Consider the following 15255-nt stretch of genomic DNA (forward strand, 5'->3'; position numbering starts at 1 on the left):
ACGAGCAAACAAATTTGTTTGCTCGTTTTTTGTTGCAAACCTCTTTACTTCCCTATTGCTCCTGTTTTTGCAATAATAAAGGAAATATAAATAAAGGTTGGGATACAATGAACATTCGCATTACTGATGAAGCGAAAGCAGCTATACATAGATTAGAACTTGAAGATAAAAAGATCGTTCGCATTAGAGGAACAATGACGAACTCTTGTAGTATTTTCGTTGATGTCGATTTAATTTGGGATACATATAACGCAGATGATGTTGTATATGAAGATGCAGAGCTTATCGTACAAATGGATTCATTCACGAAAGACTACACTGGTGATACGGTGAAACTTGATTATAAGACGACAGGTTTTAGTATTACGACTCCGAGTGAGACTTTGGTTTATGGATTGTCGATTAAAAAATAAAAATTGTTTTCATTTGACCACCGAGGTGAAAAAATGGGTAAATATATTCCGTTAAAATTTTTATTTAATGAAGAATTAGCAGAAAAAATAGCTGATTCTATTTGTAAACACGATCCTTGTTTCTCTAAAAGCATCTTTGTAGATTCTGTAGCTTGTAAAGTTGAAAATTTAGAGTTAAAACAGCGTATTGAAGTAATTGCAGATGAATTACACAATGCTTTACAAAAAGATTTTAATGCCGCAATACATATATTACTGAAAACATTAGGACCAGAAAATACAACAGAAGTAGGCACATTTACAAATGGATATATGTACATGCCTGTTGCAAAATACGTTGAAAAATATGGGCTTAACGATTTTAAAATCTCGTTTAATGCAATGTATGAAATAACGAAAAGGAATACTGCTGAATATGCCATTCGGCCCTTTCTTGAAACATACCATGAAGATACACTAAACATATTACAACAGTGGCTTCATGACGAAAACAGCCACATTAGGAGATTAGTTTCTGAAGGTACAAGACCAAGGCTTCCTTGGGCTAAAAAAATAGGAGCTCTAAAAGGTGATTTTAAGTACAATTTACAACTTCTTGAACCATTAATGAATGACCCTTCTAAATATGTTCAAAAATCTGTAGCCAATCATATTAACGATATTACGAAAGAAGATAAAGAACTCGTTTTTCAGTGGTTACAGCAATTACGTGATAAACAGCATCCTATTAATCCTTGGATTATAAAACATGGGTTAAGAACAGTTATTAAAAATGGTACTTTACCAAAAGATTTTTGTTTTTGAGTATATTAAACAAAAACGCTATCTTTTCCTATGATTCTAGAAAAAGAATAGCGTTTTTTTACTCGTCCAGTATTTAGTAAGTATAACTTTTTATATTTCAAAAGACTTTTCTCTCTAAAAATATTTTTCATACAAATTTTCACATTCTAAAAAATCTATAAATTTCTTATAATGTGTCACTGTTCTTTCTAAAGCAATCATTAAAACAAAAATAAAATAAATTGCTTGGATTCCATTCATATAATTAAAGAGTGATTCAAATATATATACAATACTTGCAATCATAGAACAAAACCATAAATAAAACTTCATTTTCAGCTTTTTAATTTTTTGCTTAGTTGTCTTACAATACTGGCCATGAACTCTTATAAACAAATAAATTGCTGTATGTAAAATAATAATTGAAAATTGAAAACTTCGATTGTCCTCCGAACTAAATTCAGAAAAATCTATTTCTAATGAATGTAATACTATCCAAATAGAAAATAAAGATAGCAGAAATACATATAAAAAACCAATTAATAATTCAAAAATAAAGAGCCAAGGTTTATTTATGATTGAGTAAAATGGATTTAGATATTTTATGGTTAATAAAAATTTTCTCACTAAATCAGTAATAATAATTGCTGTATTAGTTATATTCATATAGAAAAGTAATGTTATTGGAACTAATAACATTATAGTGATGCCCCAAACAGTAATCTTAATGCCTGATAAAAAGAAAACAGCTCCATAAATTATAACTGAAAAAATAAAAGTTGATACTGGAACAAACATTAAAAATGTAAAAGTTCTTATTAAGATTAAATCCCCTAAAAAATCTTTTATTATGGAAACGTGTATTTTTTCCTCCTTGTATTTTTTCACAGTATCAACTATTTCTTTCTCAGATAAAAGAAAACACTTCAATCTATTAAACATAAAAAAACCCCTTTATATTAAAAAGATTAAAATATATACCAAACTGTTATTAAAATTTCATAAAAATAATTGTAAATTTTGTATAAGCATTTTTTTCACTTTCAACTGTAATTAAGGCGTGATGTGCCTCTATAATAGCTTTGACAAGTGCCAATCCAATTCCGGTCGATCCGTGCTTTTTAGAACTACTTGATTTATAGAATCGTTCAAAAATATGAGGTAATTCTTCAGCTGAAATTCCCTCTCCAAAGTCTTGGATTACTAGTTCTGTATAGATTGGAGAATTTTTGGCCTGAATCATTATTTTACCACCGGGTTTAGAATGTTCGATTGCATTCTTCAACAGGTTTAACAAAGCTTCCTGCATCCATAATTTGTCATGAATAACGACTATTTCTCTTGGGGCATTCCAATCAATCAAAATATTTTTATCACTTATCATGCTCTGCAAGCGATTTAGTACTTCCTCAGTCGTATCGACTAAATTCCCTGGCTCTTTATCAAACGAAATCGCTTTTGCATCAATTTTTGCTACTTTTAACAAATTCTGAATTAAGACATTCATTCTAGAAATCTGAATATCATTATTTTGTAGTAATTGAGCTTGTTGCTCTCGGGATAGTTTCTCATTTAACAACATTTCATTATAGATAGAAATAGTTGAAAGCGGCGTTTTTAACTGATGAGATATATCCTGCAACATTTCTCCTAAAAACCGTTTCTCTTCAAGCAAATCATGCATATTTTTTCTAATGATATCCCTCATTGAACGAAATGAAATCGCCAGTTTCGCGAAATCCCCCTCTTTATTTTCATTGATGACAACCGAGTAATCTCCCTCGATTATCTTTTTTGCAGCTCTAGTAAGCTGGCTAATCTTATTGAAAATAATTTTTTGTTGCATGTAGTTTGCAACAAAAAGTAAAAATCCAAAAGCAATCAATCCCCACATCATAAATTGATTGTGATTAATAATTAGATTATTTAAGTGAGGAAAAAATTTTGAATCCAAGTCTTCATATAATCCATATTGCTTTAGGATCTCTGTCCCTTTTTCCTGATATTTACTTGAGTGAGACGAATGACTTGATAAGACTTTCATAATTTCCGCTTCATTTTCTGGATTCTGCTCTACCAACCTAGCTGTAATTTTCCCCCATGTTGCAATAGAGTCTCTTTTCAAATGATCATAAAATAATTGTTGAATAATAAATTGGTAAATCACAAATATAGATAAAAGGACGGCTAGTATCGTCATATAGCTTTTTAACTCGGTATTTTTCATTATCTTGCTCACCCAATCACGTCCTTGCTCCAACGATAACCATATCCTCTTTCGGTAACGATAAACTGTGGTTTTTGAGGATTGTCTTCAACTTTAGCTCTTAAACGCTTTATGTATACAGATAACGTGTTTTCATCAAAAAAAACATTTTCTCCTTCTGTTATTTGTTGTAGGAGTTCATCTCTTTTTAATGCTTTGTGAGAATTCTTCATGAAATTCAATAGCAGCTTGTATTCTAAATTCGTCAATGTAATACTTTCACAATTTTTATAAACCTTGACTAGGTTCGTATCGATTCTTATATTCTCAGATCTTAAAATTTGAGATGGCGTTTCTAGCGACGCTTGTTTACGCAATTGTACTTTCACTCTGGCCATGAGTTCCCTAACCCGAAAAGGTTTGGTTATATAATCATCACCGCCTATATCCAGCCCCATTACCACATTTGCTTCTTCATCTAGTGCAGTTAAGAAAATAATAATCGAATTCTCGTTTTTCTTTTTAAAATACAAACATAAGTCATAACCATTACCATCTGGTAGGCCGATATCAAGGATGGACAAATCAAATGTATTGTGAACAAACTGGTGTTTAGCTTCTTTTACACTGGACGCTCTAATCACCTCATAACCTTCATTTCTCAATGAAAATTCGATGGCTATGCCAAGAGCTTCATCATCTTCAACTAGTAATATTTTTTTATTCAAGTATGCCCTCTCCTTTTTCCCCTAGCTTATACTCCAATTACAATAGCCTGGCTATAATCTAGCCAGGCTTATAATATTATTGTTCTCTAATATTATCAATAATATTATCTTGTTGAATTTTTTTCAATGGATTTAAGACTGATAAATAACTAATTATTAAAGCTGAAACAAACGTAATGATACAAGCCTCATAAGGAATCGTCCATGTCATTTTCAACATATCAGATATAGCTAAATATATAATATAAGACAATATACAGCCAAAAAAGATTCCTTGTAAACTTCCCGAAAAACCGTAAATCAAAGCTTCATAGGTAATCATTTTTTTCAAATCCTTTTGTGACATACCAATGGATTTCAAAGCGGCCAATTCTTTTCGTCTAGTCATGATACTTATAGTTATAGTATTGAGGATATTAACGCTACTAATTAAAGAAATGACTGTGATGAAACCATATGCAAGCACTTGTAAAGTAAGTTTTTCTTCTTTTTTTGTTTTATTTTCTTGATAATTATTTACGATTGTAATGGAATAGCTTTTTCCAATCGTGTTTTCTATTTCCTTTACTGTCGCGGAAGATTGAGTTACATCCTTTAATTTAGTTTCAAAGCTATTCTCCTTTTTTTCGTATACTTTAGATATATTTTCAAGTGATTTCAATTGATGCAAAACTTGTTCACTTTCAGCTAAATGATCTGGATTATTATCCACTATCTTAATTGTAATATCCGATTTAACAGATAACTTATCAAAAGATTTAGATGCAAATGCAACACTCATTAAATACGAGAAAGTAATAAATAACACACTACTTATAATAATTGATAAGATTGTAATGGTATAGCGATTTTTATTTCGCTTAACATTTTTCATAGCCATGCTCAAAGGAATAGATAAAGGTTTTTTCACCATGGAATTCTTTTGTTTTTTGATTTGTTCCTTTTTAATTGACAACCTGCTACTAATTGCCAACAAAGGGGAGATTTTCCCTGCAAAATAAGCTGGGTACAAACTTGACGCTATTACAGAAAGCAAGGTAATAATCGAACTGATTAGTAAAATATTCCAATCAACATGAAATATCGAGACCGCTTTACTATTTTCCATTAAAAGTGAAAAAGTGAACTGCAGAGAGGCAAGTGCTATTAGGCTACATATAATTCCAATTGGTATAGCGATAACAGCCAGAAAAGTAGCTTCTCTCAGAACGATTTGTCTAATTTGCTTTCGTGTTGCACCAATGCTTCTCAACAAGCCAAACTGCCTCGTTCGTTCTACGACACTGATTTGAAAAGCGTTGTAAATCACAACAATTGTCGCTATCACAACAATGCTGATTGTAATAATTAGCGTAGCCATAATCGAATTATTGTAACCTGGTTTCTCTAATTGAATTAATTCATTACTTATATTAATATTATTTTCTCCGGAAATGGTCTTGAATCCCTCTAAAACCTCATTAAAGTTTGCTTTTGAGCTAATTCCAACTAATATTTTTCCTTCACCAGCGCTAAACTTACTCTTATAGGTTAGTAACCGTCCCACCTTATTTTCCTGTGTATATGTACTATCACTTAGAAAACCAACCAATTTGTATTTTTTTTCATTTAATTCGAATGAATCACCTATTTGAATATTTTCTTTTATATAAGGTAATACCCAGGGATCAACAGCAACTTCTTGATCATTAGATGGCAATCTGCCCTTAATAATACTGTATTTTAAAAATTCCAAGGCGTTATCATCAGCAAAATTCATTTGTACAGCAGCCTCTCCAACTTGGACTGTTTCTCCCTGTGACATTAAACCAAATGATTCAATTTGCGGGTTATATTTAATTTTTTTCAATATCGATTCATCGTAATTTAATACAACGGCATGAAAAGAATACCCTTGCCTCTTTTTCGTATTCTCGATTTGAGAAATCTGAGTACCGTTCATAAATAGGCCGATTGTAGAAATTAACGATACAGAGAGTACGATTCCTATCAAAGTTAAAATTGTTCGTTTCTTATTTCCCTTTAAGTATCTCCTGCTTAATTGTTTATAATTACCAATCAAGATTAGTTTCCTCCCGTCTTAGGCTTATTCGTGGATAGCCACTGATCGGAAATGATTTGGCCATCTTCAATTGTAATAATACGGTCAGAAGTTGATGCAATTTTTAAATCGTGAGTAATCAATACAATAGTTTGATTATATTTTTTTGCTGTCAATCTTAATAAATCCATGACTTCTTTTGTATTTTGAGTATCCAGATTTCCTGTAGGTTCATCAGCTAAGATTAAATGTGGGCGATTTATAAGTGCCCTCCCAATCGAAACCCGTTGTTGCTGACCTCCTGATAATTCAGATGGTAAATGATTTCGTCTTTCATGAAGTCCCAGAATTTCAATAATTTCGTCCATATAAGGATTATCTACAGGTTCATTATCTAGTAAAGTGGGCAAAGCTATATTCTCTTGCACATTCAATACAGGAATTAAATTAAAGAACTGAAATATAAAACCAACTTTTCTTCTTCTAAATATCGAAAGTTCATTATCTGAATAATTATAAATATTGTTCTCTCCAATAAATACTTGTCCTGAACTCGGACGGTCCAACCCTCCCAAAATATGTAACAATGTACTTTTACCTGAGCCAGAAGCTCCTACGATTGATACAAATTCCCCTTGCTGTATAGAAAGATTTATGCCCTTCAAAGCATCTACCCTACTATTTCCTTCACCATAACTTTTGACTACATTTTCTATTCTTACGATTTCCATTTATATCACCTTATTTTCATTTTAATTTAGTCTTGTACCTCTACAAAGTTTATTTTATTCTGATTATTCGAAGAGAGCTTATCAATCTGTTGTAAAACTTTGTCTACTTCTTGTTTGTTTTTATAATCAAAATTACGTTTTTGAAATTGAATCAATTTCATTATTGACTCTGATTCAGAAATTGTATTATATTCTTGGTCGTTTAGAATAACAAGGTTCATTGGAACATACCCAATCCAAATTTGCTGTTTAACATACTGAGCAGGTACTATCTTACCGTTCAAATTCAACTGGTTATTTTCAAAATTATCACCCGCATAAGAAAATAATAGATTCTGATCACTAGATACTTTATTTTTATCTTTCACCCTCTCAGAAATAATAGATGCTGAATTTGGATCTTTTCTAGCTCTTAGAAGTCCCTTATTAAATAATTTTACCGCGGTAGAACTATTAATAACTGCATATTCTGTAGTGTTGATTTCAAATTCTTCATTTGTATCATTTTGTTTCTTATCTTCTTCTGATAATGGAATCCTTTTTGTTATTGTGACGTACTTTACCTTATAGTCTATTGATTGTTTAGTGTCATCTTTAAACTCTTGTTTAACTTTTTCTACGTCAGTTGCAGTACCACTAACTAGAATCCCATCGACTGGTTGTCCTGGACCTTGCACATAACGTTTTACTCCTAATCCTATTCCTATAAAAATAGCAATAACAACCGTATAACTTATAATTTTTTTCATTAGAATACTCCTTTAGTAAATGATTTATATCTGGATTATAGATGAGTTTTTTTCATAAGTTAATGACTTCTATCTAACTATGTGACTTCTAATCTTACAATTTTGTAAGATTAGTATTCCCCATGCTCAACAAGCTAAATTTATATAATAATAATCTTATACGTTATTATTCTCTTTTTTATTGAAACGGGTCGAATCACAGGCAATAACCCGACCTATAATGATTAATGTTACAGATAATAACTTAAGGCCCGTCTTATATATAATCTAAATCTTTAAAATAAACAAAGGATATTACTCCTAATACAGCACCAACTATCCCTAGCATCAAATCCTTATACTTTTGTATAAACATCTTATTCCTCTTTTCGTACAAATAACTTATTCCATATATAACAATACTAAATTATGGAATGTTTCCAAAGAATTAAAACGTTTTTATATTCAGTTTATATGTCTACTTATTTACTTATCCCATAGATAAGTAAATCCAAAGGGATACAAAAACGTCACTTCTTTTATAAACAGTACGACTTTATTGTTACATAATAGTAGTGAGAAATATCACATATCTCATAAAAGGGCTGGGCGGAAATTTAAGTTTACTAAATACCTTTTCTAAAGTTTGAGTGCAACCTTTTTCTGTACACTCCATCCAATCTTTCATCAAACAACTACCTTCTCCCATAATTTTAAAGGATTCCCACTCGATTATCCCGAATATATAAATTACTATTCTCACAAGGAGCGAATTTATATGAATCTATTCGAACACGAAACGTAAAACCGTTCCCCTTTCATAAGAGGTCCTCCTTTTTTCTTTTCTTACCATATCATTTACTTACAAAATAGGAGGATACAATTATGAAACGTGATCCATTATTTTTAACTTTATTAGAAAGTGCTAATACAAATTTTAGCGGTTGGGATTTTTCTTTTATTTCAGAAACGGGTCGAATGAAGAGCGAGCCTTTATCGTGGTCATATGGCAGTACAGCTTTCCAGCTTATGCAGCATGCAGAATCAATGCTCGATATGGGGACTGGCGGCGGAGAGTTTTTATCTATGTTACAACCGTTCCCGTCAACTATTTATGCTACTGAGGGCTACGCTCCAAACGTGCCAATTGCTCGAAAGAAATTAGAGCCTTTGGGGGTTACTGTTGTAGAGGTGAACGATGATACTGCATTGCCATTTCAAGATGGTCAGTTTAATCTAATCCTAAACCAACATGAATCATATGCTGCTTCTGAAGTAAAAAGAATCCTTTCTCCAAATGGAACATTTCTTACACAACAAGTTGGCGGTCTCGATTGCGCGGAACTTAATGACCAATTTGACACACCACTAAATAGTGAATTTGCAAGTTGGTCGCTTGAAGCGGCATGTAATGAACTACAGGAAAACGGATTTACTATCTTAGAAGCAAAAGAAGAATTCCCTTTCCAACGCTTTTATGATATTGGCGCTATCGTCTATTATTTAAAAGCAATTCCGTGGCAAATTCCTGATTTCACTGTCGAAAGGTATTATGAGGAGTTATATCGTATACATGAGATTATCTTGCAAAAAGGATATTTTGATGTGAAGCAACATCGATTTATGATTAAGGCGATTCGTGACTAACGGAAAAGAGGTGGCAAAGCCACCTCCTTTTTTATTCCTTTTACGTATGTTCTCTACTCTTTCACCATAAGAAAAGTTATATCATACATATTACAATTATGACCAATGAATTGTATTTCTGAAACTTATAATCACCTCGCATATATAACAAGAGCAAAAACGTGATTTTTCACTTTCCTCTTCTATTGAGAAACAAGTTGTTTTTCATATCGCTTGTTCGCATCATCTTCTTTCAAACATGCAGTTGTGTAATTAATAATATTCCGGTTATCGTACGTGAATATATGTTTTAACTTATTTTCTTCTGTTAATACTGTCGGTAAGTATTTTGGTAAATTGCTAACTACTCCTCTATTATCACCATCTAATATCCAATCAATTTCTTTCCATTCTAATAAGCCTTCAGCCGTACGTAATGGTGTATTCATTTGCATTCCATCTGGCAAATCAGCAACGAACACATACATTCCTTCACTAGCCTGGGGCTCTCCTTTACCTTTAAAACCAACAGTCCCTTTATACGTTACACTTGAAAGTTCTATGCCCGTTTCCTCAAACGTTTCTCTAATTATTCCTTCGTATGGCGTTTCATTCTCTTCTATTTTTCCTCCAACACCATTCCACATCCCCATATTCGGCTTTTTATTTCTATGTTAATAGCAGTATTTTATCGCTTTTTCTAATAAAGCAAATTGTGTATTTGTACATACGATCATTTCCTTTCATTTTCCACATGAGTTATTTGGCTTATTTTCAAGTAAAAACACTCGCCTTACAATTCCTTACTACATAATATATAGTACAACTTTCATGCGTAAACACTTTACGTCAAACGAGAGAATCCTTTTTAGAAAGGAGAATTTAAAATCGATACTATAAGCAATGAATTTCTAAAACAATATTACGACAGCCTTGTGTGGTTAAAAGATACACATTGGTTTGGAGTTCCAATCTGTAAACTTCCCTCTGATCTCTTTTTGTATCAAGAAATCATTTATGAATTAAAGCCCGATTTAATTATTGAATGCGGGACTTTTCACGGTGGTAGTGCACTGTATTTAGCTTCTATGTTAGATTTAATTGGAAAAGGTCACGTACTTACTATCGATATAACTCCGCAGCCAAATCGGCCATCACATAATCGGATTACGTATTTAACAGCATCTTCTGTTTCTGTGCAGGCCATCCAAACAATAGTAAGTATGCGCAAACCTGATGATGTGATTTTAGTTATTTTAGATTCTGATCATAGTAAAGAGCATGTTTCAAAAGAACTCTTGCTATATAAATCTATCGTCACTACTGGCAGTTATATAATTGTAGAAGATACCTCCATTAACGGAAATCCGCTTCTTCCCGATTGGGGTCCTGGCCCAATGGAAGCTGTGGAAGAGTTTTTAACAAAAAACAATAACTTCATAATCGACGAGTCTAAACATAAATTTTTCATATCATTTAATCCAAAAGGTTTTTTAAAGAAAATAAAGTGAAACTTTAATAAGTGGGGTTTTGCTCATCCCCCACTTATTCTATCATTTTCATTTTTGAAAAAGGATAATATACGAATTCCACCTTGCCAATTATGTTATCTTCTTCAATATATCCTAAGCCATTTCGACTATCTCTACTTACTTCGCGGTTATCTCCCATTACAAATAACTTATTTGGTGGAATTTTTGTCTTTTGAAAGTTATAAAACACTTGTGTGTTGTTAAATAAATCTTTGTTCGTATATGGTTCTTCTTGCTTTTTATCGTTCACATATACCTTTCCGTTCGTTATGTTAATTACATCACCAGGAAGCCCTATTACACGTTTCACATAATATTTCGATTCATCCTCTTCTTTTATAATGACAATTTCTCCGTGTTGTAAATTAGAAAGACGTACTACCGCTTTATTTACAAATACGTAGTCTTCTTCATATAAAGTCGGCTGCATCGATTCCCCTTCCACCTTACATAAAGTAAAAGAATGGTAGCCTATGACTATCACCAATATAAATAGTATGTACTTTCCCCAGCCTCTCTTAATCTCCTTTTTCATATCCATTCCCACCTTATAAAGCGCTTTTTAACTCAAAAAATATATCACTGCACAATATGTTTCCATGCAGTGATACTATTTTTACTGTGCCTTGTTCGGTTGTTCTACTGGAATTGAATTTGTATTTGATCTATTTGTTTTTAATTCAAAATACGCATCCAAAATCTCTTTACCAATCGCAGAATTAATTCCTGATTTATCATCATTCACCCATGGTACAACAACTGAAAAAGCTACTTCCGGATCCGCATCATATGGTGCATAACCGGCAAGAGTTAAATTATAACATTTTTTTCGGTTGTTGTTCTCATCTCTTCCAATATCACTTTCTCCACCATATACTGTCTCAGCTGTTCCTGTTTTTCCCGCTGGTTTATATGGTAGACCTTTAAATGTTCCGGTTCCGGTTCCGTCAGCTTCTTGAAAAACTCTTCTAAATCCTTCTTTTACATGATTAATGTACGAAGTTTCCATATCCACTCTATTTAATACAACTGGTTCAATCGACCGAACGACTTTTCCTGCATCCTCTGGTCTATTCGGTTGCTCTCTAACTTCTTGTACAATTTGTGGTTTCATTCGGTAACCGCCATTTGCAATGGTTGAAATATATTGCGCAAGCTGAAGCGGTGTATATGTATCATACTGTCCAATCGCGTAATCAAGTAAAAATCCGGGTATGTTATCAGTTCTACCTATTTGACCGATCGATTCATTTGGCAGGTCAATACCAGTCGACACACCTAGGCCAAATTGTCTAAAATAGTAGCGCATTTTATTAAATGTTTCTTGTTTAATATCTAATGGATTGTTTGGAACATAATTAATGCCTGCCATTTTTAAAGCTGTATTAAACATATAAACGTTCGATGACACTTGCAAAGCTCTTAAATCATCAATATCCCCAAATTCTTTCCACGATTTCTTCGGCTTAGAACTTCCTTTAAAATACATTGGCGCATCAAAGAAGTGTGTATACGGCTTAATCGCTTCTGTTTGATATCCAGTTAATAAAGTAGCCCCTTTTACAGTTGACCCTAACTCATAAGAACTTGTCATCGTTCCTAATGCATAATCTTCTATTTGCATACCGCCATCTTTATTTACAATTTTCTTTCCTGCCATTGATAAAATTTGACCGTTTTTCGGATTCATCATTACTACGAACGCACGATCCATCATCGGCTCTGCAGCATGAAAGGCTCGTAAATTCTTTTCAAGGCTTCCCTCTACTCTTTTCTGTAAATCCATATCGACTGTTAACATCAAGTTATTTCCACTTTTTCCTTCAGTCACTTTTTCTGTTCGAACAATCTTCCCTGCTTTATCCATAATATTTTTAGACTGTTCTTTCGTTCCATGTAGTGCATCTTCGTATTGTTTTTCGATGTAACTTTTACCAATACGGTCGTTTCGATTATAATCACGAACTAAATAATAATCTAATTGTTCTCTTGGCAACCCTTCATTTTCATTAGAAACGCTACCTAGTATAGAGCGCAGTATTTTATCATTTGGGTATTCACGTTCCCAATCTACTGTTGTATCTACCCCCGGTAAACTTGCCAACCTTTCACTAACGACAGCATATTCATTTTCACTTACGTCTTTTTTAACGATTTGCGGAGTCATTTTATATCCCGCATTCATTTTGCTTTTAATTACTAATACTTCTATATCTTCCTTTGAAAGCTCATTTAATTCTTCTTGTGTAATTCTTTCCCGGCGCAGTTCTTCTACTTTTTTATCTAACTCTTTTCCTTCTATTTCTTGCTTTCTAAATTTACTCTCATCTTCTTTCGTTACTTTCGCTGCTGCCCGCTTTTCATTTAACTGCATCCAAAAATCTTTTTTATCTGTCTCTGTTAACTTATCCATGTCCTCTTGCGACATTTCAATTAGCTTAGCTAAATCTCTTGCTACTTGTAAAACTTCTTTCGAGTCCACTCCTCTCATTTTCGTATATGTAACGGTTCGTAATGGTTTATTATTTACAATAACGTGACCTTGTCGATCAAACATTTTCCCTCTAGGAACGGGAGTACTTACCGTTACATCTTCCTTTTTGTTTACTTCATTTCTATACGTTTCTCCATCAATGATTTGTACTTTACCTAATTGAATTATAATAGCTGAAAATAAAAGAAAGACAATAAAAAATAGTACATTTAACCGAAATGGAATATGAGTCTTTTTCTTTTTCGATTGTTTTTTCTGCTCCTTTTTCTGTCTCATTTCGCTCCCTCGCTTCATTCTATTAACATTTCTACGCAAAATCATTATGTATCAAATTTATTTATATGATATATATAGAATTTTATATTAATTACTAAAGAAATAAAAGATTTAATTTTCAGTTTTTTAATTTTACAACCTATTTATTACCATTCCCCTTCATACGTCATAACATGAATTTTATTCAAACAAAAAACTGAGGTGTTCTCTATACACCTCAGTTTTTCATAAAAATAATAACTTATTTAACCGACGATAACCCTTCAACAAACTCACCAATCTTATTTTGAAAAACAAAATCAAAGTTATATTCCTGTCCTGTTAACTCTTCATTTACTAAAATAGTTGTTGCTCCCACTTCCCTCTTTGCAATTTGCGGGAATGAAGCGACAGGCTGTACTTTTAGTGATGTTCCCATAACGATAAGCACATCTGTTTCATATAAACGTTTGATAGCATTTTGATATTGCGGCAATGTATCTCCGTATAAAACAACGTCTGGATTTAAAATGAAATTACACTTCTCACAACGCGGTACTTCATGATCAATCATATACTGTAAATCATAGCCTGATTTACATTTTGGACAATGTGCTGTTTGAAGTGTTCCATGTAAATCGATGACATGCTTACTGCCACCTAATTGATGTAAACCGTCAATATTTTGCGTTAAAATCGTAATATCTTTCCCTTGTTCTTCTAGCGCAGCTAAAAAGCGATGTCCACGATTTGGTTTATATTGATGGAACGTATTAATTTGAAAGATTTCTTTATAATGCTTCCAAAACTCTTTCGGACTTCGATTATAATACCCTCTCGATAAATACATCTCCACATTCGCATCAGCATACAACCCATTTGCTGAACGAAAATCTGGAATACCACTTTCCGTACTTGCACCAGCGCCTGTTAATACTGTAATTTTCTTCGCTTTTTCTAAAATTGAACGTAGTTCTTCAAATTGTTGCACAAAAATCACCTCTATGTATTTTCCTATTCTTATTATACCAGTTGTTTACAGGAGGTGTTGTACAATTCATTTTACTTAATGCGTTGCGCCCCCAACCTCTACAATATCTACTTCAACTGTCGTCGTTACTTCGATTGCCAATTCTATCCCTTTACGAATAGTAGAAAGTGACATACTTGGTTGACCTGGATAATTACTCGCTTGTTCTGGTAAGAACGGAATGTGAACGAATCCACCTTTTATTTTCTTATCATGTTTCTCTAGTTCATGCATAAGTCCATAGAATAAGTGATTACAAACGAATGTGCCTGCCGTCTGTGAAACAGATGACGGTATGCCCTCTTCGCGAAGTTTTTTTACGATTGCTTTCATCGGAAGTGTAGACCAATATGCAATCACTCCTTCTTCTACAACTGGTACATCTACCGGCTGATACCCTTCATTATCAGCAATTCTTGCATCATCAATATTAATTGCGACACGTTCTATCGTAATATCTGGTCTGCCCCCAGCTTGTCCGATACATATAATAATTTCCGGCGCTAGTTCTTCTATATACTCTTTTAATACGCTTATTGATTTATGAAATACAGTTGGTACTTGTTTGCTTATTATCTTGTATTCTCCAATTGTTTTTTCATGCAAACCTTTTGCTACTTCCCAAGCTGGATTGATATTTTCTCCGCCAAACGGATCAAACCCTGTTAATAATACTGTTTTCATAGTT

Annotated in this window: 14 protein-coding genes and 1 pseudogene; 4 read left to right on the forward strand and 11 right to left on the reverse strand. The window is 32.8% G+C overall.

The window, feature by feature from the left end; translation table 11 throughout:
- Positions 1 to 107 precede the first annotated feature (107 nt).
- Both MHH27_RS15530 and MHH27_RS15535 read left to right on the forward strand, forming a co-directional pair.
- Positions 108 to 413: an iron-sulfur cluster biosynthesis family protein gene (locus tag MHH27_RS15530; RefSeq protein WP_001026167.1), complete on the forward strand. Its 306-nt coding sequence runs from the start codon at positions 108 to 110 to the stop codon at positions 411 to 413.
- 33 nt (positions 414 to 446) lie between these two features.
- The gene (locus tag MHH27_RS15535) at positions 447 to 1217 is read left to right on the forward strand and encodes a DNA alkylation repair protein (protein WP_097822353.1); all 771 of its coding nucleotides are present in this window, start codon (positions 447 to 449) and stop codon (positions 1215 to 1217) included.
- 114 nt (positions 1218 to 1331) lie between these two features.
- On the opposite strand, the gene MHH27_RS15540 is transcribed toward MHH27_RS15535, so the two are convergent.
- The 6 genes from MHH27_RS15540 to MHH27_RS15565 form a co-directional block, all read right to left on the reverse strand.
- Positions 1332 to 2138: a hypothetical protein gene (locus tag MHH27_RS15540; RefSeq protein WP_098566926.1), complete on the reverse strand. Its 807-nt coding sequence runs from the start codon at positions 2136 to 2138 to the stop codon at positions 1332 to 1334.
- 49 nt (positions 2139 to 2187) lie between these two features.
- Complete coding sequence (locus tag MHH27_RS15545; RefSeq protein WP_340944853.1) at positions 2188 to 3423, reverse strand: HAMP domain-containing sensor histidine kinase; 1236 nt, start codon at positions 3421 to 3423, stop codon at positions 2188 to 2190.
- 8 nt (positions 3424 to 3431) lie between these two features.
- Entirely contained in the window at positions 3432 to 4130 is a 699-nt protein-coding gene (locus MHH27_RS15550) for a response regulator transcription factor (RefSeq protein ID WP_001035094.1), read from the reverse strand.
- Positions 4131 to 4206: 76 nt separating this feature from the next.
- Positions 4207 to 6192: an ABC transporter permease gene (locus MHH27_RS15555; RefSeq protein WP_097822352.1), complete on the reverse strand. Its 1986-nt coding sequence runs from the start codon at positions 6190 to 6192 to the stop codon at positions 4207 to 4209.
- A gap of 2 nt (positions 6193 to 6194) precedes the next feature.
- Positions 6195 to 6902: an ABC transporter ATP-binding protein gene (locus MHH27_RS15560; protein ID WP_000407086.1), complete on the reverse strand. Its 708-nt coding sequence runs from the start codon at positions 6900 to 6902 to the stop codon at positions 6195 to 6197.
- 26 nt (positions 6903 to 6928) lie between these two features.
- Positions 6929 to 7651 carry a lipoprotein BA_5634 family protein gene (locus MHH27_RS15565; RefSeq protein ID WP_072938836.1) on the reverse strand — a complete coding sequence of 241 codons (723 nt, stop codon included), beginning with the start codon at positions 7649 to 7651 and terminating at the stop codon, positions 6929 to 6931.
- 864 nt (positions 7652 to 8515) lie between these two features.
- Here MHH27_RS15565 and MHH27_RS15575 point away from each other — a divergent pair.
- A complete protein-coding gene (locus tag MHH27_RS15575) occupies positions 8516 to 9277 on the forward strand; it encodes a class I SAM-dependent methyltransferase (RefSeq protein WP_000817586.1) in 762 nt (253 codons plus the stop codon).
- A 182-nt stretch (positions 9278 to 9459) separates the two neighbouring features.
- On the opposite strand, the pseudogene MHH27_RS15580 reads toward MHH27_RS15575, so the two are convergent.
- Positions 9460 to 9985: pseudogene (locus tag MHH27_RS15580) on the reverse strand (NUDIX hydrolase).
- 158 nt (positions 9986 to 10143) lie between these two features.
- Between MHH27_RS15580 and MHH27_RS15585 the strand changes: the two are divergent.
- A complete protein-coding gene (locus MHH27_RS15585; protein WP_265736938.1) occupies positions 10144 to 10767 on the forward strand; it encodes a cephalosporin hydroxylase family protein in 624 nt (207 codons plus the stop codon).
- Between the two features lie 34 nt (positions 10768 to 10801).
- Here the strand turns inward: MHH27_RS15585 and lepB are convergent, their stop codons facing one another.
- The 4 genes from lepB to pcp all read right to left on the reverse strand — a co-directional run bounded on the left by lepB (position 10802) and on the right by pcp (position 15251).
- Complete coding sequence (lepB, locus tag MHH27_RS15590) at positions 10802 to 11323, reverse strand: signal peptidase I (protein ID WP_002094069.1); 522 nt, start codon at positions 11321 to 11323, stop codon at positions 10802 to 10804.
- 81 nt (positions 11324 to 11404) lie between these two features.
- Positions 11405 to 13558, reverse strand: a complete 2154-nt coding sequence (locus tag MHH27_RS15595; RefSeq protein WP_023522349.1) for a peptidoglycan D,D-transpeptidase FtsI family protein — start codon at positions 13556 to 13558, stop codon at positions 11405 to 11407.
- A 241-nt stretch (positions 13559 to 13799) separates the two neighbouring features.
- A complete protein-coding gene (locus tag MHH27_RS15600) occupies positions 13800 to 14528 on the reverse strand; it encodes an NAD-dependent protein deacylase (RefSeq protein ID WP_141541752.1) in 729 nt (242 codons plus the stop codon).
- A gap of 75 nt (positions 14529 to 14603) precedes the next feature.
- The gene (pcp, locus tag MHH27_RS15605; protein ID WP_097822349.1) at positions 14604 to 15251 is read right to left on the reverse strand and encodes a pyroglutamyl-peptidase I; all 648 of its coding nucleotides are present in this window, start codon (positions 15249 to 15251) and stop codon (positions 14604 to 14606) included.
- Positions 15252 to 15255 lie beyond the last annotated feature (4 nt).

The organism is Bacillus sp. FSL L8-0152 (assembly GCF_038006365.1).
GTDB classification, from domain to species: Bacteria; Bacillota; Bacilli; order Bacillales; family Bacillaceae_G; genus Bacillus_A; species Bacillus_A cereus.

Bases quoted from the DNA above. Each gene is read 5' to 3' on its own strand.
- MHH27_RS15530 (WP_001026167.1), top strand. From the start codon at position 108: ATGAACATTCGCATTACTGATGAAGCGAAAGCAGCTATACATAGATTA.
- MHH27_RS15535 (WP_097822353.1), top strand. From the start codon at position 447: ATGGGTAAATATATTCCGTTAAAATTTTTATTTAATGAAGAATTAGCA.
- MHH27_RS15540 (WP_098566926.1), bottom strand. From the start codon at position 2,138: ATGTTTAATAGATTGAAGTGTTTTCTTTTATCTGAGAAAGAAATAGTT.
- MHH27_RS15545 (WP_340944853.1), bottom strand. From the start codon at position 3,423: ATGAAAAATACCGAGTTAAAAAGCTATATGACGATACTAGCCGTCCTT.
- MHH27_RS15560 (WP_000407086.1), bottom strand. From the start codon at position 6,902: ATGGAAATCGTAAGAATAGAAAATGTAGTCAAAAGTTATGGTGAAGGA.
- MHH27_RS15565 (WP_072938836.1), bottom strand. From the start codon at position 7,651: ATGAAAAAAATTATAAGTTATACGGTTGTTATTGCTATTTTTATAGGA.
- MHH27_RS15575 (WP_000817586.1), top strand. From the start codon at position 8,516: ATGAAACGTGATCCATTATTTTTAACTTTATTAGAAAGTGCTAATACA.
- lepB (WP_002094069.1), bottom strand. From the start codon at position 11,323: ATGAAAAAGGAGATTAAGAGAGGCTGGGGAAAGTACATACTATTTATA.
- MHH27_RS15595 (WP_023522349.1), bottom strand. From the start codon at position 13,558: ATGAGACAGAAAAAGGAGCAGAAAAAACAATCGAAAAAGAAAAAGACT.
- pcp (WP_097822349.1), bottom strand. From the start codon at position 15,251: ATGAAAACAGTATTATTAACAGGGTTTGATCCGTTTGGCGGAGAAAAT.